General features: G+C 66.0%; 20 protein-coding genes and 1 tRNA gene. 15 read left to right on the top strand and 6 right to left on the bottom strand.

The genetic code is table 11. The features are described 5' to 3' along the window. Positions 1-59: 59 nt before the first annotated feature. Positions 60-135: transfer RNA gene (locus LZ585_RS10065), tRNA-Ile, on the bottom strand. Between the two features lie 108 nt (positions 136-243). On the opposite strand from LZ585_RS10065, the gene purM reads away from it, so the two are divergent. Both purM and purN read left to right on the top strand, forming a co-directional pair. Beyond that, positions 244-1284, top strand: coding sequence for a phosphoribosylformylglycinamidine cyclo-ligase (purM, locus tag LZ585_RS10060; protein WP_234853442.1), 1041 nt, complete (start codon positions 244-246; stop codon positions 1282-1284). Beyond that, positions 1281-1871, top strand: coding sequence for a phosphoribosylglycinamide formyltransferase (purN, locus tag LZ585_RS10055; protein ID WP_234853441.1), 591 nt, complete (start codon positions 1281-1283; stop codon positions 1869-1871). The genes purM and purN overlap by 4 nt, the downstream gene beginning before the upstream one ends. Here purN and LZ585_RS10050 read toward each other — a convergent pair. After that, entirely contained in the window at positions 1868-2482 is a 615-nt protein-coding gene (locus LZ585_RS10050; protein WP_234853440.1) for a thiamine phosphate synthase, read from the bottom strand. The two genes, purN and LZ585_RS10050, sit on opposite strands and share 4 nt — an antisense overlap. A 68-nt stretch (positions 2483-2550) precedes the next feature. Between LZ585_RS10050 and LZ585_RS10045 the strand changes: the two genes are divergently transcribed. Genes LZ585_RS10045 through LZ585_RS10035 form a run of 3 tightly spaced genes read left to right on the top strand, consistent with a single transcriptional unit; the run spans position 2551 to position 5930 of the window. Next, positions 2551-3279, top strand: a complete 729-nt coding sequence (locus tag LZ585_RS10045) for an RNA methyltransferase (protein ID WP_234853439.1) — start codon at positions 2551-2553, stop codon at positions 3277-3279. Positions 3280-3312: 33 nt separating this feature from the next. Beyond that, positions 3313-4461: a heme A synthase gene (gene ctaA / locus LZ585_RS10040; RefSeq protein WP_234853438.1), complete on the top strand. Its 1149-nt coding sequence runs from the start codon at positions 3313-3315 to the stop codon at positions 4459-4461. Beyond that, positions 4458-5930, top strand: coding sequence for a carboxypeptidase M32 (locus tag LZ585_RS10035; RefSeq protein ID WP_234853437.1), 1473 nt, complete (start codon positions 4458-4460; stop codon positions 5928-5930). The genes ctaA and LZ585_RS10035 overlap by 4 nt, the downstream gene beginning before the upstream one ends. 31 nt (positions 5931-5961) lie before the next feature. Here the strand turns inward: LZ585_RS10035 and LZ585_RS10030 are convergent, their stop codons facing one another. Further along, positions 5962-6867, bottom strand: a complete 906-nt coding sequence (locus tag LZ585_RS10030) for a bifunctional allantoicase/(S)-ureidoglycine aminohydrolase (RefSeq protein WP_256445616.1) — start codon at positions 6865-6867, stop codon at positions 5962-5964. Next, positions 6864-8270 carry an allantoinase PuuE gene (gene puuE / locus LZ585_RS10025; RefSeq protein ID WP_234853436.1) on the bottom strand — a complete coding sequence of 469 codons (1407 nt, stop codon included), beginning with the start codon at positions 8268-8270 and terminating at the stop codon, positions 6864-6866. The genes LZ585_RS10030 and puuE overlap by 4 nt, the downstream gene beginning before the upstream one ends. Before the next feature lie 219 nt (positions 8271-8489). Here puuE and LZ585_RS10020 point away from each other — a divergent pair, with 219 nt between their 5' ends. Beyond that, positions 8490-9791 carry an NCS2 family permease gene (locus tag LZ585_RS10020; protein WP_234853435.1) on the top strand — a complete coding sequence of 434 codons (1302 nt, stop codon included), beginning with the start codon at positions 8490-8492 and terminating at the stop codon, positions 9789-9791. Between the two features lie 54 nt (positions 9792-9845). Here LZ585_RS10020 and bhcR read toward each other — a convergent pair whose 3' ends face one another. Further along, positions 9846-10646, bottom strand: a complete 801-nt coding sequence (bhcR, locus tag LZ585_RS10015; protein WP_234853434.1) for an HTH-type transcriptional regulator BhcR — start codon at positions 10644-10646, stop codon at positions 9846-9848. Positions 10647-10830: 184 nt separating this feature from the next. On the opposite strand from bhcR, the gene bhcA reads away from it, so the two are divergent. From bhcA to LZ585_RS09975, 8 genes are all read left to right on the top strand, one after another. After that, the gene (bhcA, locus tag LZ585_RS10010; RefSeq protein ID WP_234853433.1) at positions 10831-12018 is read left to right on the top strand and encodes an L-aspartate--glyoxylate aminotransferase BhcA; all 1188 of its coding nucleotides are present in this window, start codon (positions 10831-10833) and stop codon (positions 12016-12018) included. Then, a complete protein-coding gene (gene bhcB, locus LZ585_RS10005) occupies positions 12018-12992 on the top strand; it encodes a beta-hydroxyaspartate dehydratase BhcB (RefSeq protein ID WP_234853432.1) in 975 nt (324 codons plus the stop codon). Before bhcA ends, bhcB begins: the two co-directional genes overlap by 1 nt. Continuing rightward, complete coding sequence (gene bhcC / locus LZ585_RS10000) at positions 12989-14170, top strand: 3-hydroxy-D-aspartate aldolase BhcC (protein ID WP_234853431.1); 1182 nt, start codon at positions 12989-12991, stop codon at positions 14168-14170. Before bhcB ends, bhcC begins: the two co-directional genes overlap by 4 nt. Continuing rightward, positions 14170-15132 (top strand): iminosuccinate reductase BhcD, encoded by a 963-nt coding sequence (bhcD, locus tag LZ585_RS09995; RefSeq protein ID WP_234853430.1) that lies wholly within the window; start codon positions 14170-14172, stop codon positions 15130-15132. Before bhcC ends, bhcD begins: the two co-directional genes overlap by 1 nt. A gap of 35 nt (positions 15133-15167) precedes the next feature. Then, positions 15168-16646, top strand: a complete 1479-nt coding sequence (locus tag LZ585_RS09990) for a nucleobase:cation symporter-2 family protein (RefSeq protein WP_234853429.1) — start codon at positions 15168-15170, stop codon at positions 16644-16646. Continuing rightward, complete coding sequence (locus LZ585_RS09985) at positions 16630-17979, top strand: 8-oxoguanine deaminase (protein ID WP_234853428.1); 1350 nt, start codon at positions 16630-16632, stop codon at positions 17977-17979. The genes LZ585_RS09990 and LZ585_RS09985 overlap by 17 nt, the downstream gene beginning before the upstream one ends. Before the next feature lie 172 nt (positions 17980-18151). Next, the gene (gene uraH, locus LZ585_RS09980) at positions 18152-18505 is read left to right on the top strand and encodes a hydroxyisourate hydrolase (protein WP_234853427.1); all 354 of its coding nucleotides are present in this window, start codon (positions 18152-18154) and stop codon (positions 18503-18505) included. A gap of 3 nt (positions 18506-18508) precedes the next feature. Beyond that, positions 18509-19771, top strand: a complete 1263-nt coding sequence (locus LZ585_RS09975; protein WP_390625063.1) for a urate hydroxylase PuuD — start codon at positions 18509-18511, stop codon at positions 19769-19771. Positions 19772-19792: 21 nt separating this feature from the next. Here the strand turns inward: LZ585_RS09975 and LZ585_RS09970 are convergent, their stop codons facing one another. Beyond that, positions 19793-20686 carry a LysR family transcriptional regulator gene (locus tag LZ585_RS09970; RefSeq protein ID WP_234853426.1) on the bottom strand — a complete coding sequence of 298 codons (894 nt, stop codon included), beginning with the start codon at positions 20684-20686 and terminating at the stop codon, positions 19793-19795. A gap of 114 nt (positions 20687-20800) precedes the next feature. Between LZ585_RS09970 and xdhA the strand changes: the two genes are divergently transcribed. Next, a complete protein-coding gene (gene xdhA / locus LZ585_RS09965; RefSeq protein ID WP_234853425.1) occupies positions 20801-22252 on the top strand; it encodes a xanthine dehydrogenase small subunit in 1452 nt (483 codons plus the stop codon).

The raw sequence follows: 22252 nt of genomic DNA, 5'->3' as shown, positions 1-22252 counted from the left end.
AGCCCGAATGCCCGTCGGTTCATCCGGCGGGCATTTTGCATGACATGACGCCGGGGGGATGGTAGGCCCGGAGGGACTCGAACCCCCAACCAAGGCGTTATGAGCGCCCTGCTCTGACCATTGAGCTACAGGCCCCCAGCGGTTCTTGGGTTAATCATGTGCGCGCCATGGGTCAAGCGCGATCACCGTTGCCCCGGTTGGCGCCTTCCGTTATCGGATGCGCAGATTCAGCCGGGGACCGCCATGACCAAGAACGGGATCAGCTATCGCGATGCGGGCGTCAATATCGACGCGGGCAATGCGCTTGTCGAACGCATCAAGCCCGCCGCCGCCGCGACTGCGCGTCCCGGCGTGATGGATGCGCTTGGCGGCTTCGGCGCGCTGTTCGACCCCCGCGCGGCGGGATATGACGATCCGGTCCTGGTCGCGGCGACCGATGGCGTCGGTACCAAGCTGCGCATCGCCATTGACACCGGCCACCTGGACGGCATCGGTCAGGATCTGGTCGCCATGTGCGTCAACGACCTGGTCTGCCAGGGCGCGGAACCGCTGTTCTTCCTGGATTATTTTGCCACCGGCAAGCTGTCGGTGGACGAAGGCGCGCGCGTCGTCGAAAGCATCGCGAGGGGGTGCAAGACCGCGGGCTGCGCCCTGATCGGCGGCGAGACGGCGGAAATGCCGGGTATGTATCACGACGGCGACTTCGACCTGGCCGGTTTCGCGGTCGGCGCCATGCAGCGCGGCACCGACCTGCCTGCGGGCGTGGCCGAGGGCGACGTGCTGCTGGGCCTGGCGTCGGACGGGGTGCATTCCAACGGCTATTCGCTGGTCCGCAAGGTCGCGGAACACGCGGGGCTGGGCTGGGATGCGGCCTCGCCATTCGGCGACGGCGACTTGGGCACGGCGCTGCTGACGCCCACGCGGCTTTACGTCCAGCCCGCCCTGGCGGCGATCCGGGCAGGCGGGGTTCATGCCCTGGCCCATATCACCGGCGGCGGCATCACCGAAAACCTGCCGCGCGTCCTGCCCAAGGATCTGGGCGCGGAAATCGACCTGTCGTCCTGGACCTTGCCGCCGGTCTTCCGCTGGCTGGCGCGGGCTGGCGGGATCGAGGCGGCCGAGATGCTGAAGACCTTCAACAGCGGCATCGGCATGATCCTGGCGGTCGCCTCTGACCGGGCCGATGGGCTGGCTGACCTGCTGGCCGCGCAGGGCGAGACGGTCCACCGCCTTGGCCGCGTCACCGCAGGGCAGGGCGTCCGTTACCACGGGACGCTTGCGTGAAGCGTGTCGCCATCCTGATTTCGGGCAGCGGATCGAACATGGTCCGCCTGATCGAGGATATGCAGGCAGGCGATCATCCGGCCCAGCCGGTTCTGGTCGCCTCGAACGATCCTGCCGCCGCCGGGCTTGCCAAGGCGGCGGCCCGGGGCGTGGCTACCGCCGCCGTGGATCACCGTGCCTATAATGGCGACCGCGCCGCCTTCGAGGCCGCACTTCTGGAACCGCTGCTGGGCGCCCGTCCCGACATCATCTGCCTTGCGGGCTTCATGCGCATCCTGACGCCCGCCTTCATCGACCGCTTCGAAGGCCGGATGATCAACATCCATCCGTCGCTGCTGCCCAAATATCCCGGCCTGCGCACCCATGCCCGCGCCATCGAGGCCGGGGATGAGGAAGCCGGCGCCACCGTCCACGAGGTCACGTCCGACCTGGATTCAGGCCCGATCCTGGGCCAGGCGCGCGTTCCCGTCGAACCCGGCGACACGCCCGAAACGCTGGCCGCCCGCGTCTTGGAACGCGAACACCAGCTTTACCCGCTGATCCTGCGCCGCTTTGCCGCAGGCGCCCGCGAACGCTTCGATATCTAGCCCCACAGCGCCGTCAGCGCGGCCACCGGATCCTCGGCTGACCAGATTTCCGGGCCGATGGCGACAAAGTCGCTGACCGAGGACAGGTGCGCCAGCAGATCCCGGGTAATGGCGCCTTCGGCCACGACCGGCACCTCGATCGTCTCGGACCACCACTGGAACAGATCCAGCGGTGCGGGTTCGCCGCGATACAGCGCGCTGTCGCCCACCGGGCCAAAGCTGACGTAATCCGCCCCCGCCTCGCCCGCTTTCATCCCCTCGTGACGCGAACTGCCGCAAAAGGCGCCGATAATGGCATCCGTGCCCAGTTCCTTGCGGGCATAGCGGACGGCCTTTGCGCCATCGGTCAGATGCACCCCGTCCAGCCCATGCCGATGCGCCAGCGCCACAAGGTCGTCGATCACCACGGCCACGTCGCGCGCATGGGCGATTTCGCGGGCCAGATCGGCGATGCGGCCCAGCTCGTCCTCCTCGGCCCCTGCGCGGATGCGCAGGCAGGCCACCGGAAAGGCGTCCATCACCGCCGCCAGTTGCGGCCCCAGAGTGGATGCCTGCGCGCCCGCGGGCGTTATCAGGTAAAGCTGCGGGGCGTCTTGTGCGGCGTCAGGCATGGCGGAACTCCTTTATCCCGCCCATAGCGCAGCTTGCCGCCCGCCGCCAGACGGACTATCTGCCCCGCATGGAAAGCACCCGCCTGCCTGTCATCATTCTGGTCCGCCCGCAGATGGGCGAAAACATCGGCGCGGCCGCCCGCGCCATGCTGAACTTCGGCCTGACCGAGATGCGGCTGGTCGATCCTCGCGACGGCTGGCCCAATCCGCGCGCGATTGCCATGGCATCGGGTGCCGCCGGGCAGGTGCTGGACCACGCGCGGATCTTCCCGACCCTGGCCGAAGCCATGGAAGGGATCGACTTTGCCTTTGCCACCACCGCGCGGGGGCGGGAACTGTCGAAGCCCGTCCATACCCCGGCAACGGCGATGGACATGGCCCGTGCTCATCCGGGGCGTTGCGCGATCATCTTTGGCCCGGAACGCACGGGGCTGGAAAACGACGACGTTGCCCGTGCCAACGCCATCGTGACGGTGCCTGTGAACCCCGACTTCCCGTCGCTGAACCTGGCCCAGGCCGTGCTGCTGATGGGTTATGAATACGGGCGCGACATCCTGCCGCCCGAACCGTCCCCCCACCATGCCCGCCCCGAGGCGATTGCCCTGGCCGACCGGCTGGAGATCGAGAAGCTGGGCGACCACTTCGAGGAAAGGTTGGGCGAGGCAGGCTTCTTCTTTCCCGAAACCAAGGCCGCGTCGATGCGGCTGAACCTGCGCAACATGTGGTCGCGCCTGGCGCTGACGCGCGGCGACGTGCGCATCCTGCACGGGATGCTGCGGCAATTGACCCGGCGCTGACCCACCCCTACTGTCCGCCTGAAGGAGCAAGCGATGGCCAAGCGCCCCGTTTTCCAGGAAGTTCTCGACCCCGCCGCCCCCAGCCGCCCCGTGACCACGACCGGCATGATCGACGCGGCCCCGCGCGGCGCGCGGCGCGCCATCCGCGCCTGGCTGATGGTGTTGTTCGTGATGGTCCTGGCGATGATCGCGCTTGGCGGGGCGACGCGCCTGACCGGATCCGGCCTGTCCATCACCGAATGGGCGCCCGTCACGGGCACCATTCCACCCATGTCGGACGCGGAATGGCAATCGGAATTTGAGGCTTACAAGCAGATCCCCCAATATGTCGAGGTAAACTCCGACATGGATCTGGCGGGCTTCAAGCAGATCTATCTGTGGGAATGGGCGCATCGCCTCCTGGGACGGCTGATCGGCCTTGTCTGGGCGGCAGGCTTTGTGTTTTTCCTGGCCAGCAAACGCATCCCTGTGGGCTGGACGCCGCGCTTGCTGGGCCTGGGCGCGTTAGGCGGTCTGCAAGGGGCCATCGGCTGGTGGATGGTCAGTTCCGGCCTGGTCGAGGGCATGACCCGCGTGGCATCCTATCGCCTGGCCACCCATCTGGGGCTGGCCTTCGTGATCCTGGGCCTGATCGCTTGGTATGTCCTGCTGCTGGGGCGCAGTGAGGCCGAGTTGCTGCGCGCCCGCCGCGCGGGCGAACCCAAGCTGTTCTCCATGTCCACGGGCCTGATGCACCTGGCCTTTGTGCAGATCCTGATCGGGGCGCTTGTCGCGGGCATCGACGCGGGCCGGACCTATACCGGCTGGCCCACCATGGGCGGCGAATGGATCCCGGCGGCGATCTGGGATCCCGCCCTTGGCTGGCGCAACCTGTTCGAGAACCCGGCCCTTGTGCAGTTCGTCCACCGCATGGTGGGTTACCTGCTGGCGATCTTTGCCGTGGTGGTCTGGTCGCGCGCCCGCCGGTCGCCCCACCCGGTGACGCGGGGCGCTTTCACGGTCATGCTGGCTGCGGTCGCCGCCCAGGTGGGCCTTGGCATCATGAACGTCATCCACGCCTCGCCCCTGGGACTGGCCTTGTCGCATCAGGTCGGCGCGGTCGTGCTGTTTGCACTTATCATCCGGGCAAGGCATCATGCGCGCTTTCCGCATGAAACCTCGGTCAGGGGGACCATCCGATGACGGCCATCAACGACCTGCTTGCCTTTCAGCGCCAGACCGAGGCGCTGTCCTCGGTCGCCGAACGCCTGGGCTGGGACCAGGAAACCGTCATGCCGCGCGGCGCGGTCGAGCAGCGGGCCGAGGAGATGGCCGCGATCGAAGCCGTCCTGCACGAACGCCGCACGGACCCGCGCATCGGCGAATGGCTGGACGTGGCCGAACCGCAGTCCGAGGCCGAGGCGCGATCTGTTGAACTGATCGCCCGCGATTTCAACCGGGCAAGCCGCATCCCGGCCAGGCTGGCCCAGGAACTGGCGCGGCTGACCTCGCTGTCCCAAGGCATCTGGGCAGACGCGCGTGCCAATGACGCGCCCGAGGATTTCCTGCCGACGCTGGACCAGGTTCTGGTGTTGAAGCAGGACGAGGCCGCGGCCCTGGCCGACGGCGGCGATCCTTATGACGCGCTGCTGGACGATTACGAACAGGGCATGACGGGGGCCGAGATCGCGGCCCTGTTCGACACCATGCGCCCGCGCCTGGTGGCCCTGCGCGAGGACGTGTTGGGGGCCGAGCGTCAGCCGCAGCCGCTGACCGGACATTTCCCGCAGGAAACCCAGATCCGGCTGGCGCGCATCTGCGCGACGGCCTTCGGCTATGACTGGTCGCGGGGGCGGATGGACATTGCCGTCCATCCCTTCAGCAGCGGCCGCTGGCAGGACAGCCGCATCACCACGCGGGTGGTAGAGGCCGATCCCTTCAACTGCATCTATTCCACAATCCACGAGGTCGGTCATTCCAGCTATGAGCTGGGCATCGACGACGATTACGCCTTCACGCCGCTGGGCCGCGGCGTGTCCATGGGCGTCCACGAAAGCCAGAGCCGCATCTATGAAAACCAGATGGGCCGGGGCCGCGCCTTCACGGGCTGGCTGTTCAACCGCATGGGGGATGCCTTTGGCGGGTTGAACATCACCGACCCCGACGCCTTCTATGCCACCGTGAACCGCGTCACCCCCGGCTTCATCCGCACCGAGGCCGACGAGGTGCAATACAACCTGCACATCATGATGCGGTTTGACCTGGAACGCGACCTGATCGCGGGCAAGCTGTCCACCGACGATCTGGTCGAGGCCTGGAACGCCCGTTTCCTGCGCGATTTCGGCGTTGTGGTGGACCGACCCGCGAACGGCGTCTTGCAGGACGTGCATTGGGCGGTTGGGCTGTTCGGCTATTTTCCGACCTATGCCTTGGGCAACGTCTTTGCGGGCTGCCTGAACCAGGCCATGCGGGACGCCGTGCCCGACCTGGACGCCTCGCTTGCCGCAGGCGACGCCGCGCCCGCCGTCGAATGGCTGCGGGAAAACGTGCAGCGCCACGGCGGTATCAAGCGCCCGCGCGCCCTGATCGGCGAGGCGACAGGCGCCGACGTTTCGCCCGAACCGCTGCTGGCCTATCTGGAACAGAAGTTCGGGCAGATATACGCGGTGTGAAAAAGGCCGGGCGCGATGCCCGGCCTTTCGCCTATCGGTTCGACCACAAGGGCGCGTGGCGGTTCACGTCCTTGTAGAGCAGATACCGGAACGGTCCGGGCCCGCCCGCATAGCAGGCCTGCGGGCAAAAGGCGCGCAGCCACATATAGTCGCCGGGACCGACCTCGACCCAGTCGCGGTTCAGGCGATAGACGGCCTTGCCCTCCAGCACGAACAGCCCGTGTTCCATGACATGGGTTTCGGCGAAGGGGATCGAGCCGCCCGGCTTGAAGGTCACGACCGTGATGTGCATGTCGTGGCGCAGGTCGGCCGGGTCCATGAAGCGCGTGGTGCCCCAAGCCCCATCGGTGTCGGGCATCATCGAGGGCGGGATGTCCTGTTCCTGCGTGATGATCGGATCGGGCTTGTCGACGCCATTGCAGGGCTGCCACCGCTTGCGCCACCAGTGGAACCCGGTGTTGCCGGGCGTGGTGTTGCGCACTGACCAGGGCGTGCCGGGGGGGACATAGGCAAAGCCCCCCGGTGTCAGCAGATGCTCGGCCCCGTCGATGGTGACCGACATGGACCCGCCGGTCACGAACAGGGCGTGCTGGACCTCGGGGTCGTCGTCGGGATTGTCCGATCCGCCGCCCTCGGCCAGTTCGACGATGTACTGGCTGAAGGTTTCCGCGAAGCCCGACAAGGGCCGGGCGATCATCCACATCCGCATTCCTTCCCAGCCGGGCAGATAGCTGGTGACGATGTCGCGCATCACGGTGCGGGGAATGACGGCGTAAGCCTCGGTAAAGACCGCCGTGTCGGTGGTCATCCCGGTCTGCGGGGGCAGGCCCGCCACGGGACCGGCATAGGGGACGCGCTGCGTCTCGGCCCGGGGGACTTCGGCAATGTCGCCCGTCGGCGCGCCGGCGGGGGGAAGGTCGGGGGACAGGTCGGTCATTTCAAAGCCTCGTTCAGGCGGAGTTCGCCGATGCGGGTGACCTGGCGTTCGGCCTCGGCGCGCTCGGTCTGGGTGTCGTTGTCGATGCGGGACTGCATGGCGCGCATGATGCCTGCCTTGTCGTGGTCGCGCACGGCGATGATGAAGGGAAAGCCGTGCTTGGCGACATAGGCGTCGTTCAGGCGCGTGAAGGTGGCGCGTTCGTCATCGGTCAGGCTGTCCAGCCCCGCGCTGGCCTGTTCGGCAGTGCTGTCGGCGGTCAGCCGTTTCGCCTGCGCCAGCTTGCCCGCCAGATCGGGGTGGGCGGTCAGCACGCCCAGCCGTTCCGCGTCGGACGCGCTGCGGAAGACCTGCGCCATCCGCGCGGCAAGGCCCGCCGCGCTGTCATGGACCGTGCCCATCTCTCCGTCCCAGACCCGTTCTGCGATAAAGGGCGAATGTTCATAGATGCCGCCGAATTTCGCGACAAAGCTGTCGCGGTCCATTTCGGACGGCCGCTGGCGCGGCTGGAACGGATGCACTTCGGCCCAGTGCCGGGCAATGTCCAGGCGGCTGGTGAACCAGACGCCTTCATGGGCGCGGCAATGGTCCAGGAACCGCTGGATCGCCATCGCCCGCCCCGGACGCCCGGCCAGGCGGCAATGCAGGCCGACGGACATCATCTTGGGCGCACCTGCCGCGCCTTCGGCATACAGCACGTCAAAGCTGTCGCGCAGATAGTCGAAGAAATCCGTGCCCGTGCCGAAGCCCTGGCCCGATGAAAACCTCATGTCGTTGGCGTCCATCGTATAGGGCACCATCAACTGCGGCTTGCCGTTGTGAACGTGCCAATAGGGCAGCTCGTCCGCGATGGTGTCGGCCAGGTATTCGAAGCCGCCCTCCTCGCAGCCAAGCGCCACCGTGTTCATCGACGTGCGCCCCTGATAAAAGCCGCGCGGGCGTTCCCCGGTGACGCGAGTATGCAGGTCGATCGCCTGGGCGATGTGGTCCGCCTCGAGCTCGCGCGGGATGTCGCGATAGTCGATCCATTTCAGCCCGTGGGTCGCGATCTCCCACCCCGCAGCCTTCATCGCGGCCACCTGTTCGGGGCTGCGTTCCAGCGCGGTGGCCACGCCATAGACCGTCACGGGAATGTCGCGCAGCATCCGGTGCAGCCGCCAGAAACCCGACCGCGCGCCATAGTCATAGATCGATTCCATGTTCCAGTGCCGCTTGCCCGGCCAGGGCTGGGCGCCGATGATCTCGGACAGGAAGGCCTCGGAGGCGGCGTCGCCATGTTCGATGCTGTTCTCGCCGCCCTCCTCGTAGTTGACGACGATCTGCACGGCGATCCGGGCGCCGCCGGGCCATTGCGGGTCGGGGGTGGTTTCTCCATATCCTCGCAAGTCGCGGCTATAGCGCATGGGGCATCCTTCCTGTGGCATCCTGGGCACAGCAAAGCGCGCCCGCACCCGCACGGCAAGCGGGCAGGGACGACATTCTGTATCAAGGAATCGGCAAAGATCGCGGGCGGTTTCAAAAAGCCATTGAAAGACTTGCGGGTTCGCGCCGATTGTTGCGCCAGTCACAGCCCCCATAAGCTGCCCCCATGGCGGCCGGAGGAGCCGCGGGAGGGAAAACCCATGGAACGCTACTTCAAGCTGGCCCAGCACGGCAGCACCGTCAGGACCGAGGTGATCGCAGGCATCACCACCTTCCTGACGATGGCCTATATCATCTTCGTCAACCCTTCCATCCTGTCCACCACGGGCATGGACAGCAACGCGGTCTTCGTGGCGACCTGCCTTGCCGCCGCCATCGGATCGGCGGTCATGGCGCTGTGGGCCAACTGGCCCATCGGCATGGCGCCGGGGATGGGGCTGAACGCCTTTTTCGCCTTTACCGTGGTCGGCGCGATGGGCTTCACCTGGCAACAGGCGCTGGGCGCGGTCTTCATCAGCGGCATCATCTTCCTGATCCTGTCGGCGACCGGCATCCGCCGCTGGCTGGTGGCGGGGATCCCGGTGTCGATGCGCAGCGGCGTGGCGGCGGGCATCGGGATGTTCCTGGGCATCATCGCGCTGCAATCGTCGGGCATCGTGGTCAACAGCGACGCGACGCTGGTCACGCTGGGCGACCTGACCAACCCGGGCACGCTGCTGACCATCGCGGGCTTCTTCATCATCGTGGCGCTGGATGCCATGCGGGTGACGGGTGCCATCCTGATCGGCATCCTGGTCACCACGGTTGCCGCCATCCTGCTGGGCGTCACGCAGTTCGGCGGGATCATGTCCATGCCGCCCGCCATCGGGCCGACATTCCTGCAACTGGATATCATGGGCGCGCTGCATTACGGCATCTTCCACGTGATCCTGGTCATGGTCCTGGTCGAGGTCTTTGACGCCACGGGCACCCTGATCGGCGTCGCCAAGCGCGCAGGGCTGCTGAAGGAAGGACCGGCCCATACCAATCCCGGGCTGTCGCGCGCGCTGATGGCCGATTCGACCGCGATCACGGTCGGGTCGATGCTGGGCACGTCATCTACCACCGCCTATGTCGAAAGCGCGGCGGGCGTGCAGGCGGGCGGGCGCACGGGGCTGACGGCGCTTGTGGTGGCGGTGCTGTTCCTGCTGGCGATGTTCTTTGCGCCGCTGGCGGGGTCGGTGCCGGCCTATGCCACCGCGCCCGCGCTGCTGTATGTCGCGACCCTCATGGTGCGGGAACTGTCCGAGATCGCCTGGGAAGACGTGACCGAAGCCGCCCCCGCCGTTCTGACCGCCCTGGTCATGCCCTTCACCTATTCCATCGCGAATGGCCTGGCCTTCGGCTTCATCAGCTATGCGGTGATCAAGCTGCTGACCGGCAAGGCGTCCCAGGTCCATGCCGCGACCTGGATCGTGGCCGCCCTGTTCGTGATCAAGTTCGCCTTCTTCGGCGGGCACTGATCGCGACACGGGATCGCAACCAGCGGGCTTCGCGAGTGATCGCGAAGCCTTTTTCTATCCGCCCATCGCGTGGCTCAGTTCCGCCGCCGCCGCCGCCACGACCGCGCCCAGCGTCTTGACATGTTCGTGCCCGATCCGGTGGGTGGGGCCGCTGACGCTGACCCCGGCAATCGCCTCGCCCGTCAGGTCAAAGACCGGGGCGGCGATGCAGCGCATCCCGCGGGTCCGTTCCTCGTCGTCAAAGGAAAAGCCGCGCGACCGGATGCGGGCCATGTCCTGGGTCAGTGCGTCGGGCGTCACCAGCGTCTTGTCGGTAAAGCCTGCAAGGCTTGCGCTGTCCAGATAGGCCTGCAGAGTCTCGGGGCGGCCGAATGCCAGCAGCGCCTTGCCGATGCCCGATGCGTGCAGGGGGGACCGGGTGCCGGGGGGGAAGAACGCGCGGATGGTTTCGTGGGTTTCGGCCTGGCTGACGAATAGCACCGCATCGCCGTTCAAAATCCCCAGGTTTGCCGTTTCCCCGGTATGCTTCATCAAGGCGTGCAGGATGGGGCGGGCGCGTTCCACGATCCCGGACCGCCGCATGAAGGCCGAGCCCAGCCGAAAGGTCGCGGGGCCGATGTTCCAGGCCTGCGTGGCCGGATCGCTTTCCACCATGCCGCGCGCGGCCAGCGAATGCAGCAGCCTGTGCACGGTGGACGGCGACTGGCCGATGCGGTCCGCGACCTCGCTCAGCGTCAGGCCGGGATGGGCAGCCAGCAGGTCTAGGATGTCAAGCGCACGGTCCAGCACCTGCACGGTGCCGCCCGTGTCCTTGGCGCTGCGGGGCCGGCCCCGGCGGCGGATGGGTTCAGACATTTTCGTCCTTTTCTAAAGAATACATTGCCAAAATCGCAGTAATCCGTTTCGCGGTCTGAAAAATGGCAAGACCCTGTTCAGGCATGGTATTTCAGCTTTTAGCGCAAAAATGGAAATGTTTTCCAGAAAAATTGTGACCTCTGGCCGCAAGGGGTATTATGCGCTTATCAGAGGAGGAACAGCCATGACCAGCCAGAATCCCGTGTTCATTCCCGGCCCCACCAACATCCCCGAGATCCTGCGCAAGGCCGTGGACATGCCCACGATCGACCATCGCAGCCCGGTCTTCGGCAAGATCCTGCACCCCGCGCTGGAAGGGGTGAAGAAGGTGCTGAAAACGACGCAGGGGCAGGTCTTCGTCTTTCCGTCGACGGGCACTGGCGGCTGGGAAACCGCGATCACCAACACGCTGTCGCCCGGCGACAAGGTCCTGGCCACGCGCAACGGCATGTTCAGCCATCGCTGGATCGACATGTGCCAGCGCCACGGCCTGGACGTCGAGGTCGTCGCCCAGGAATGGGGCGAGGGCGTCCCCGCCGACCGGTTCGAGGAAATCCTGACCGCCGACAAGGGCCACCAGATCAAGGTCGTCCTTGCAACCCATAACGAGACCGCCACCGGCGTGCGCAGCGACATCGCCGCCGTCCGCCGCGCGTTGGACAACGCGGGCCACCCGGCGCTGCTGTTCGTGGACGGGGTTTCGTCGATCGCGTGCTATGATTTCCGCATGGACGAATGGGGCGTCGATATTGCCGTGACCGGCAGCCAGAAGGGCTTCATGCTGCCCCCGGGCCTGGCCATCGTCGGCTTTTCGCCGAAAGCCATGGCTGCGGTCGAGACGGCGAAGCTGCCGCGCACCTTCTTCGACATCCGCGACATGGCGAAGGGCTATTGCGCCAACGGCTATCCCTACACGCCGCCGGTCGGGCTGCTTAACGGGTTGAACGTCGCCTGCGAGATGCTGCTGGACGAAGGGCTGGAGAACGTCTTTGCCCGCCACCACCGCATTGCCGAGGGCGTGCGCCGCGCGGTCGGCGCCTGGGGGATGCAGCTTTGCGCCAAGCGGCCGGAACTGTATTCGGACAGCGTCAGTGCGATCCGTGTGCCGGAAGGCTTCGATGCCAACAAGATCGTCAGCCATGCGCTGAACGCCTATGGCGTAGCCTTCGGGACCGGGCTTGGCGATGTCGCGGGCAAGGTGTTCCGCATCGGCCACCTGGGCAGCCTGACCGACGTGATGGCGTTGTCGGGCATCGCCACGGCGGAAATGGTCATGGCCGACCTGGGCCTGCCGGTGAAGCTGGGTTCCGGCGTCGCCGCCGCGCAGGACCATTACCGCCGCAGCGTGCCCGCCATGCAAAAGGCCGCGTGATGAGGGACGCCATGTATATCCCGACCTATCAGGATATGCTGGACGCGCATGAGCGTATCCAGCCCCACATCCGGCACACGCCGGTGCGGACCTCGGATTACCTGAACGACCTGACCGGCGCGCAACTGTTCTTCAAATGCGAGAACTTCCAGGAGCCGGGGGCCTTCAAGGTGCGCGGCGCCGCCAACGCCGTCTTCGGCTTGGACGACGTCCAGGCGGCCAAGGGGGTTGCCACGCATTCATCGGGCAACCACGCGTCGTGCCTGTCCTATGCAGCCATGCGCCGGGGCATTCCCTGCAACGTGGTGATGCCGCGCACCGCGCCGCAGGCCAAGAAGGACACCGTGCGCCGCTATGGGGGCGTGATCACCGAGTGCGAGCCGTCCACCAGTTCGCGCGAGGCGACCTTCGCCGAGGTGCAGGCCCGCACCGGGGGCGATTTCGTCCACCCTTATAACGACCCGCGGGTGATCGCGGGGCAGGGCACCTGTTCGCGCGAGTTCATGGATCAGACCGACGGGCTGGACATGGTGGTGGCGCCGATCGGCGGCGGCGGCATGATCTCGGGCACCTGCCTGACGCTTGCGACGCTGGCCCCGGAAACCAAGGTCATCGCGGCGGAACCGGAACAGGCCGACGACGCCTATCGCAGCTTCAAGGCCGGCCACATCATCGCCGACGATGCACCGAAGACCATCGCCGACGGGCTGCTGGTGCCCCTGAAGGACCTGACCTGGCACTTCGTCAGCAACCACGTCTCCGAGATCTATACGGCATCCGACGCCGAGATCGTCGAGGCGATGAAGCTGATCTGGAAGCACCTGCGCGTGGTGATGGAGCCTTCCAGTGCCGTGCCGCTGGCCACCATCCTGAAGAACCGCGACGCATTCGCCGGCAAGCGCGTCGGCATCATCATTACCGGCGGCAATGTCGACCTCGACAGGCTGCCCTGGATCCAAGGAGCGCAATCATGAACGCACCCATCAAGTCGAATGACGTGAACTTCGACACTCTAGAAGTCGGCTTCGACGTGCCGGCGCTGCCGGGCATGAACGAGGCGGATATCCAGACGCCCTGCCTGATCCTGGATCTGGACGCGCTTGAACGCAACATCAGGAAGATGGGCGACTATGCCAAGGCGCACGGGATGCGCCACCGGGCGCATGGCAAGATGCACAAGTCCGTGGACGTGCTGAAGCTGCAGATGGACCTGGGCGGCGCCATCGGCGTCTGCTGCCAGAAGGTGTCGGAGGCCGAGGTCTTTGCCCGCGCCGGGATCACCGACATCCTGGTCTCGAACCAGGTGCGCGACCCGGCCAAGATCGACCGGCTGGCACGGCTGCCGAAGATCTCGGGCGGCCGGATCATCGTCTGCGTGGACGACGTGGCGAACGTGGCGGATCTCTCGGCTGCGGCGCAAAAGCACGGCACCACCATCGAATGCTTCGTGGAGATCGACTGCGGCGCGGGCCGCTGCGGCGTGAAGACCACGCCCGAAGTGGTCGAGATCGCCAAGGCCATCGATGCCGCACCGGGCCTGAAGTTCACCGGCATCCAGGCCTATCAGGGCGCGATGCAGCACATGGACAGCTATGACGACCGCAAGGCCAAGCTGGACGCGGCCATCGCCCAAGTGACCGACGCGGTCGAGGCGCTGAAGGCCATCGGGCTGGAGCCGGAACTGGTGTCGGGCGGCGGCACCGGCAGCTATTACTTCGAGAGCAACTCGGGGGTCTACAACGAGCTGCAATGCGGCTCCTACGCCTTCATGGATGCCGATTATGGCCGCATCCACGACGCGGACGGCAAGCGCATCGACCAGGGCGAATGGGAAAACGCGCTGTTCATCCTGACCAGCGTGATGTCGCATGCCAAGCCGCATCTGGCGGTGGTGGACGCGGGGCTGAAGGCGCAGTCGGTCGACAGCGGCCTGCCCTTCGTCTATGGCCGCGACGACGTGAAATACATCAAGTGCAGCGACGAACATGGCGTGGTCCAGGACGACAACGGCGTCCTCAAGGTCAACGACAAGCTGCGGCTGGTGCCGGGCCATTGCGACCCGACCTGCAACGTCCACGACTGGTATGTGGGTGTCCGGAACGGCAAGGTGGAAACCCTGTGGCCGGTCTCGGCGCGCGGGAAGGCCTATTGATGTGGGTCGTTCCTGAAGGCGAGATCGCCGGCCTGATGACCCCCGAGGCCGCGTTCGACGCGGTCGAGGCGGTCTTTGCCGCCATGGCGCGCGGGGAGGCCCGGAACTTCCCCGTCGTGCGCGAGGCCCTTGGCCACGAGGACGCGCTTTACGGCTTCAAGGGCGGCTTTGACGGGGCCGGGCTGACGCTGGGCCTGAAGGCCGGGGGATACTGGCCCAACAACCAGAAACAAGGGTTGATCAACCACCAGTCCACGGTGTTCCTGTTCGATCCCGACACCGGCCGCGTGTCGGCGGCGGTCGGGGGCAACCTGCTGACCGCGCTGCGCACGGCGGCTGCCAGTGCCGTGTCCAGCAAGTACCTGGCCCCGCAGGGCGCGCGTGTGCTGGGCATGATCGGGGCGGGCCACCAGTCCGCCTTCCAGATGCGCGCCGCCGTCCGCTTCGGCGCCTTCGAAAAGGTGATCGGCTGGAACCCCCATCCCGAGATGCTCACCCGCCTGGCCGACACGGCCGCGGAACTGGGCCTGCCCTTCGAGGCGGTGGACCTGCCGCAACTGGGCGCCGAGGCTGACGTGATCATCTCGATCACCTCGGCCTTCGAGCCGCTTCTGATGGACGGCCATGTCAAAGGCCCGACTCATATCGCGGCCATGGGCACCGACACCAAGGGCAAGCAGGAACTGGACCCGGCGCTTGTCGCCCGCGCGCGCCTGTTTACCGACGAGGTTGCCCAATCACTCAGCATCGGTGAATTCCAGCACGCAAGCGCACGGAAACTGATTTCCGACAGCGATGTCACCGCGATAGGCCAGGTCATCATCGGCAACCATCCGGGGCGCGGCGATGCCGAGGTCACCATCTTCGACGGAACGGGCGTCGGCTTGCAGGATCTGGCCGTCGCGGCGGCGGTCCTGGAACTGGCGAAACAACAGGGAAAGGCCGCGAAGGTCGAGATCTGAACGAAACAAGACAGCCGTGGAAAGGGAGGTCCGCTATGTCTGATGCAACCTATCAGGGGGGCGTTCATCCGGTGGATGAGATGCTGCCCGCCCCCAAGCTGTTCACGCTTGGATTCCAGCACGTGCTGGTCATGTATGCGGGCGCGATCGCGGTTCCGCTGATCGTCGGGCGCGCACTGAACCTGCCGCCCGAGGAGGTGGCATTCCTGATTTCCGCCGACCTTTTCGTCTGCGGCATCGTCTCCATCATCCAGAGCCTTGGCGCGACCCAGTATTTCGGGATCAAGCTGCCGGTGATGATGGGCGTGACCTTTGCATCCGTCGGCCCGATGGTCGCGGTCGCCACGTCCTTGCCCGGCCACGAAGGCGCGCGCGCCCTGTTCGGGGCGATCATCGCGGCGGGGATCATCGGCATCTTCATCGCGCCCTTCATCTCCAGGATGCTGCGGTTCTTTCCGCCGGTCGTGACGGGCACGCTGATCCTGACCATCGGCATCAGCCTGATGCCCATCGGCATCAACTGGATTTTCGGCCTCCAGGTCGGGCCGACCGCGCCCAAGATCGTGGACCCGGAAGCCGCCGCCTGGCTTGACGCCGCAAGGGCTGCAGGCGAGGTGCCGGCCAGCGTGACGCTGGCGCCAACGGTGCAGAACCCGCTTTATGCAGCCGGTCAGAACATCCTGATCGCGGTTCTGGTGCTGGGCACGATCCTGCTGGTGTCGAAATTCGCCCGCGGCTTCCTGTCCAACATCGCGGTGCTGGTGGGCATTGTCGTGGGCGGCGTCGTCGCGGCCATGCTGGGCATGATGAGCTTCGACAAGGTCGCCTCGGCGGAATGGTTCGCGGTGATCAAGCCCTTCCATTTCGGGATGCCGACATTCGATCCGATCATGATCGCCACCATGGTGCTGGTCATGCTGGTGACGCTGATCGAAAGCACGGGTATGTTTCTGGCGCTGTCGGATATCTGCAAGAAGCCGATGAGCCAGAAATCCCTGGCCGCCGGTCTGCGCGCGGACGGCCTGGGCACCATGATCGGCGGCATCTTCAACACCTTCCCCTATACCTCGTTTTCGCAGAACGTGGGCCTTGTGGGCGTCACGGGCATCCGGTCGCGCTTTGTCTGCGTGGCGGGCGGCGCGATCATGATCGTGCTGGGCCTGATCCCGAAGATGGGCGCGCTGGTCGAAAGCCTGCCCACCACCGTCCTGGGCGGCGCTGGTCTGGTGATGTTCGGCATGGTCGCGGCAACCGGCGTGCGCATCCTGTCGCGTGTCGATTTCGCCAGCAACCGGCACAACCTGTTCATCGTCGCGATCTCGGTGGGTATGGGGATGATCCCGCTGGTCGCGCCTAACTTCAACCAGTGGATGCCCCACGCGATCCACCCGCTGATCCATTCCGGCATCCTGCTGGCGGCGATCAGTGCGGTCGTGCTGAACTGGTTCTACAACGGTGCAGCCCATGTGGACGAGGAAGAGCTGCGGGCGGCGGGCCATGTCGCGGACCACTAGGACGCTGTTCCGGGGCGCCGAGGTCGTCGTCACCATGGACGACGCCCGGCGCGAGATCCGGGGCGGGGATGTCCTGGTCGAGAATGGAAAGATCGTCGCGGCGGGTGAAAACCTGCCGCGCGATGCTGCGACGGTGGTCGAGGCCGGCGGCTGCGTCATCACGCCGGGGCTGGTCAACACCCATCATCACCTGTTCCAGACCCTGACCCGCGCGGTGCCTGCCGCACAGGACGCGGCGCTGTTCGGCTGGCTGCGCACGCTTTATCCCATCTGGTCGCGCATGACGCCGGATGACATCCGCCTGTCGGCCGAGGTGGGGCTTGCGGAACTGGCGCTGTCGGGCTGCACCTGTTCGTCGGACCACCTGTATCTGTTCCCGAACGGATCGCGCCTGGACGACAGCATCGAGGCGGCGCAGGGGATCGGCCTCCGCTTCATAGCCACGCGCGGGGCCATGTCCATCGGCGAAAGCAAGGGCGGCCTGCCGCCCGACGCCTTGGTCGAGGACGAGGCCGCGATCCTGCGCGACAGCGAACGGGTGGTCGATGCCTTCCACGACGGGGGCGAGGGGGCGATGGTGCAGGTGGCGCTTGCCCCTTGTTCGCCTTTCTCGGTCAGCCGGGAACTGATGCGCGATGCAGCGATCCTGGCGCGGGAAAAGGGCGTGCGCCTGCACACCCATCTGGCCGAGAATGACGAGGATGTCCGCTATTCGCTGGACAACTTCGGGATGCTGCCGGGCGATTACGCCGAAAGCCTGGGCTGGACCGGTGACGACGTGTGGCACGCGCACTGCGTGAAGCTGTCCGCGCCCGAGATCGACCTGTTCGCCCGCACGGGGACCGGGGTGGCGCATTGCCCCTGTTCCAACGCGCGGCTTGCCAGCGGCATCGCGCCGGTCCGCGCCATGCGCGACGCGGGCGTGCCCGTGGGCCTTGGCGTGGACGGGTCGGCCAGCAACGATTGCAGCCATCTGGGGCTGGAGGCGCGGCAGGCCATGCTGGTCGCTCGGCTCAAGGACGGACCGGCTGCCATGGGCGCGCGCGAGGCGTTGGAGATCGCGACGCTTGGCGGGGCGCGTGTTCTGGGCCGCAGCGACATCGGCGCGCTGAAGCCCGGGATGCAGGCGGATCTGGTGTTGTGGGACGTGTCGGACCTGCCGCTGGCGGGGGAGTGGGATCCGGTCGCGGCGCTGATCTTCTGTGCGCCGATCCGCCCCCGTGCGGTCTATGTCGGGGGCAGGGCGGTCGTCGATGATCACCGGCTGCTGACGGCCAACCCGCGCGATCTGAGGGCGCGTGCCGAAAAGGCCGTGGCGCGCCTGGCGGGGTAGGCTGGGGGGCTGTCTGCCCCCCACGCGCTTCGCGCTCCCCCCGAGGATATTTGCGCCAAAGTGAACGCCGGATTTTCTACGAAATCTTAAGACTACCTTGCTTATGGTCCCTCTCGTGCGGATGCAAAGGGATCGGTTATCAAGAAATCAGCGATAATAAGGGAGGGCGACGATGCCTGGATACCTGACCACCCATGTGCTGGACACGGCCCGAGGCCGTCCGGCCGAGGGGATGGAGGTGGTGCTGTTCCGTCTTGAGAACGGCCAGCGGACCGAACTTGCGCGGCTGAAGACCAACAGCGACGGCCGCACCGATAGCCAGATCCTGCCCGCGGCGGATTTCGCCACCGGCACCTTTGAACTGGAGTTCCACGCCGGAGCCTGGATGGACGCGACCGGGATCGAACCCGAAAGCCCCCGTTTCCTGGACGTGATCCCGATCCGCTTTGGCATGTCGCAGGACGACCATTACCATGTGCCGCTGCTGGTCTCGCCTTTCGGCTATTCCACCTATCGGGGAAGCTGATCCATGCTGCACCTGATTCCCGACCAAACCATCATCTGGGAATGGCTGGCCTTCGCGATCCGCTGGACCCATGTCATCACCGCCATTGCCTGGATCGGCTCGTCCTTCTATTTCATCGCCTTGGACTTGGGATTGCAAAAGGCGCCGCACCTGCCGAAAGGGGCGCATGGCGAGGAATGGCAGGTCCACGGAGGCGGCTTCTATCACATCAACAAATACCTGGTCGCCCCCGAACAGATGCCCGATCATCTGACCTGGTTCAAATGGGAAAGCTATTCGACCTGGCTGTCGGGCGCCGCCCTGCTGATGGTCACGTACTGGGCTGGCGCGAACCTGTATCTGATCGACACCGCCAAGGCCGACCTAGCGACTTGGCAGGCGATCCTGATCTCGGCCGGGTCGCTGGCGTTGGGCTGGCTGATCTATGACACGCTGTGCAAGTCGCGCCTGGGCGAGACTCCGACGGTCCTGATGCTGCTTCTGTTCGTGGCGCTTGTGGCGATGGGCTGGGGCTATACGCAGGTCTTCACCGGCCGCGCGGCGCTGCTGCATCTGGGCGCGTTCACCGCGACGATCATGACGGCCAACGTGTTCTTCATCATCATGCCGAACCAGCGGATCGTGGTGGCGGACCTCAAGGCCGGGCGGGCGCCCGATCCGAAATACGGCAAGATCGCCAAGCTGCGGTCGACGCACAACAACTATCTGACGCTGCCCGTGATCTTCCTGATGCTGTCGAACCATTATCCACTGGCCTTTGCCAGCCAGTACAACTGGCTGATCGCGGCGCTGATCTTCCTGATGGGCGTGACCATCCGGCATTTCTTCAACACCATGCACGCCCGCAAGGGATACCAGTGGTGGACCTGGGCGGTGACGGTGGTGCTGTTCATCATGGTGATGTGGCTGTCATCGGCCGGGCTGAACCAGGACAGCCTGGAACAGGCCGAGGCGCGGCCCCTGACCCCGGTGGAAACCCGCTTTGCCGAGGCTGAAGGATTCCAGCAGGTCAGCGACGCGGTGCTGGGCCGCTGTTCCATGTGTCATGCCCGCGAACCCGGCTATGAGGGCATTCGCCATGCACCGAAGGGGGTTTTCCTGGAAACCCCCGGCGACATCGCCCGCCACGCGCGCGAGATCTATGTCCAGGCGGGCCTGACCGATGCCATGCCGCCGGCGAATGTCACCTATATGGAACCGCAGGAACGCGAGCAGATCATCCGCTGGTTCCGCGCGGCAGGTGCGGCGGATCTGGCGGGGATGTAAGGCCCGCCTGGTCTTTCGCCGTCAGAACACCTTTTTCAATTCCCGCACCGCGAAATCCGCAAACATCCGCACCTTCGGATCCTGCAACCGCCGATGCGGCGTCAGGGCGCCGAACTGCGAGGGCAGGGGCCGGTTGTCTGGCAAGACCTCGGCCAGGCGCCCGGCCTTGATGTCCGCCGCGACCTCGTAAAGCGGCCGGTTGGCAATGCCTTCGCCGCCAAGCGCCCAGGCGGTCAGAACATCGCCGTCGTCGGTGTCGAACCGCCCGCTGACCATCATCTTCTGCGGGCCGTCCTCGGATTGCAGGACCCAGTAATATTCCGGGCTGCGGGGATAGCGCAGCAACAGGCAGTTGTGATCGACCAGATCCTCGGGCGCTTTTGGCGTCCCGCTGCGCGAGAGATAGTCGGGGGATGCGACCAACACGCGTGGGCAGTCCGCGATCTTGCGCCATTTCAATGCGGAATCGGCAGGTTCCCCCAGGAAAAACGCCAGGTCGATGGCGTCTTCCACGATATTGACGTTGCGGTCCGACAGCCGCAGGCGGAAATCCACTCCGGGATTTTCGGCGCAAAAGGGCGGAATCAGCGGCGCAATCAGCCGCCGCCCCAGGCCCAGGGGCGCGGTCAGGCGGATCACCCCCTGCGGACGGCCGGAAAAGCTGGACACAAGCGCCTCGGCCTCGTCCAGGGTGTCGATCACGCGGCGGGCGTTGTCATAGAAGGCGCGCCCGATCTCGGTCGGGGTCAGCTTGCGGGTGGTGCGGTTCAGCAGCCGCACACCAAATCGGTTTTCCAGATCCTTGATGCGGTTCGAGGCGACCGCCGGCGAAAGCCGCAGATCCCTGCCCCCCGCGGTGATCGATCCCAGTTCGACCACACGGACAAAGACGCGCAGGCTTTCAAGATATGACATGGATGTTAGGCCGTTTTCAAGGAATCGTGTAAAGTCTTCCGGGTCGGCACCGATTTCGCAACCGTTTTTTTCGGCCTAGGTTTTCCCATGGGTCCACAGCCACAAAGGAATGCCATGACACCCGCGCTGCGCTTTTTGCTGAACGGCAGGCCCGTCGAACTGACCGCTGTCGGGGCGTCCGACACGCTGCTGGATTTCCTGCGCATCGACCGGCGGCTGACCGGCACCAAGGAAGGCTGCGCCGAGGGCGACTGCGGCGCCTGCACCGTGCTGGTGGGCCGGCTGACCGATGACGGGCTGGTCTATGAACCGGTGAACGCCTGCATCCGCTTTCTGGCCTCCTGCCACGGCTGCCATGTCGTGACGATCGAACACCTGCGCGGTCCCGACGGAGGGCTGCACCCGATCCAGGCGGCGATGGTGGAATATCATGGCAGCCAGTGCGGCTTTTGCACGCCCGGCATCATCATGGCGCTGTATGGCTTGTGGATGACCAATCCGGGCGCCACGGCCACCGATATCGAGGTCGCGCTGCAGGGCAATATCTGCCGCTGCACGGGATACGAGCCGATCATCAAGGCCGCGCTTGCCGCCGGCCGCGCAGGCGGTCAGGCCGCCGATGCCTTGGCAGTGGAACGCGAGCTTGTGGCTGCAAGACTGCGCGATATGCGGGGGGAACGGGTCGAGCTGTCGAAGAACGGCGAACGCGCGGTCATCCCCGCCGACACCGACGACCTGGCCGCCGTGCTGGAGGCCGAGCCGAAGGCCACGATCATCGCAGGGGCGACCGATGTTGGGCTGTGGGTCACGAAGTTCATGCGCGACATTTCGCCCGCCGTGTTCATCGGCCACCTGATGAAGTCGAAGCGTGCCGAGAATGGCGAGATCCGCCTGGGCGCGGGCGTCACCTATTCCGAAGCCGCGCCCCTGATCCGCCAGCACATCCCCGCCGCCCATGACTATTGGCTGCGCATCGGCGGCTGGCAGGTGCGCAACATGGGCACCATCGGCGCCAATATCGCCAACGGATCCCCCATCGGCGACACGCCGCCGCTGCTGATCGCGCTGGGTGCGCGGATCGTGCTGCGCAAGGGCGCGGCGCGGCGCGAATTGCCGTTGGGGGACTTCTTCATCGAATACGGGAAACAAGACCGTGCGCCGGGCGAGTTTGTCGAGGAAGTCATCATCCCTGTCCAACCGCAGGCCATGATCGCCGCCTACAAGATCACCAAGCGCCGCGACAGCGACATCACCGCCGTCGCCGCAGGTTTCTGCCTGACCGTTGACAATGGCACCATCGCCGATGCCCGGATCTGCTTTGGCGGCATGGCGGGCACGCCCAAGCGCGCCACGGGGGCCGAGGCCGCGCTGACTGGCCAGCCCTTCGCCCGCGAGACGTTCGAGGCCGCAGCCCGCGCCGTGGCCGACGACTTCCAGCCCTTGTCCGACTGGCGCGCCAGCGCCGATTATCGCCGCACGGTCGCCGCCAACCTGTTCCGCCGCTTCTGGCTGGAACAATCCGAGCCCGGCCTGCCCGTGCGCCTGAGCCAAGCCGTAGGAGCGTGA

The organism is Paracoccus everestensis (assembly GCF_021491915.1).
Classification (GTDB): domain Bacteria; phylum Pseudomonadota; class Alphaproteobacteria; order Rhodobacterales; family Rhodobacteraceae; genus Paracoccus; species Paracoccus everestensis.
This window is presented reverse-complemented; position numbering and strand designations above follow the sequence as displayed.

Coding starts and splice junctions, on each gene's coding strand:
- LZ585_RS10045 (WP_234853439.1), top strand. CDS start 2,551: ATGGAAAGCACCCGCCTGCCTGTCATCATTCTGGTCCGCCCGCAGATG.
- LZ585_RS10020 (WP_234853435.1), top strand. CDS start 8,490: ATGGAACGCTACTTCAAGCTGGCCCAGCACGGCAGCACCGTCAGGACC.
- purM (WP_234853442.1), top strand. CDS start 244: ATGACCAAGAACGGGATCAGCTATCGCGATGCGGGCGTCAATATCGAC.
- LZ585_RS10030 (WP_256445616.1), bottom strand. CDS start 6,867: ATGACCGACCTGTCCCCCGACCTTCCCCCCGCCGGCGCGCCGACGGGC.
- uraH (WP_234853427.1), top strand. CDS start 18,152: ATGCCTGGATACCTGACCACCCATGTGCTGGACACGGCCCGAGGCCGT.
- bhcR (WP_234853434.1), bottom strand. CDS start 10,646: ATGTCTGAACCCATCCGCCGCCGGGGCCGGCCCCGCAGCGCCAAGGAC.
- bhcC (WP_234853431.1), top strand. CDS start 12,989: ATGAACGCACCCATCAAGTCGAATGACGTGAACTTCGACACTCTAGAA.
- bhcA (WP_234853433.1), top strand. CDS start 10,831: ATGACCAGCCAGAATCCCGTGTTCATTCCCGGCCCCACCAACATCCCC.
- ctaA (WP_234853438.1), top strand. CDS start 3,313: ATGGCCAAGCGCCCCGTTTTCCAGGAAGTTCTCGACCCCGCCGCCCCC.
- LZ585_RS09990 (WP_234853429.1), top strand. CDS start 15,168: ATGTCTGATGCAACCTATCAGGGGGGCGTTCATCCGGTGGATGAGATG.
- LZ585_RS10035 (WP_234853437.1), top strand. CDS start 4,458: ATGACGGCCATCAACGACCTGCTTGCCTTTCAGCGCCAGACCGAGGCG.
- LZ585_RS09975 (WP_390625063.1), top strand. CDS start 18,509: ATGCTGCACCTGATTCCCGACCAAACCATCATCTGGGAATGGCTGGCC.
- bhcD (WP_234853430.1), top strand. CDS start 14,170: ATGTGGGTCGTTCCTGAAGGCGAGATCGCCGGCCTGATGACCCCCGAG.
- xdhA (WP_234853425.1), top strand. CDS start 20,801: ATGACACCCGCGCTGCGCTTTTTGCTGAACGGCAGGCCCGTCGAACTG.
- LZ585_RS09970 (WP_234853426.1), bottom strand. CDS start 20,686: ATGTCATATCTTGAAAGCCTGCGCGTCTTTGTCCGTGTGGTCGAACTG.
- LZ585_RS09985 (WP_234853428.1), top strand. CDS start 16,630: ATGTCGCGGACCACTAGGACGCTGTTCCGGGGCGCCGAGGTCGTCGTC.
- bhcB (WP_234853432.1), top strand. CDS start 12,018: ATGAGGGACGCCATGTATATCCCGACCTATCAGGATATGCTGGACGCG.
- LZ585_RS10050 (WP_234853440.1), bottom strand. CDS start 2,482: ATGCCTGACGCCGCACAAGACGCCCCGCAGCTTTACCTGATAACGCCC.
- puuE (WP_234853436.1), bottom strand. CDS start 8,270: ATGCGCTATAGCCGCGACTTGCGAGGATATGGAGAAACCACCCCCGAC.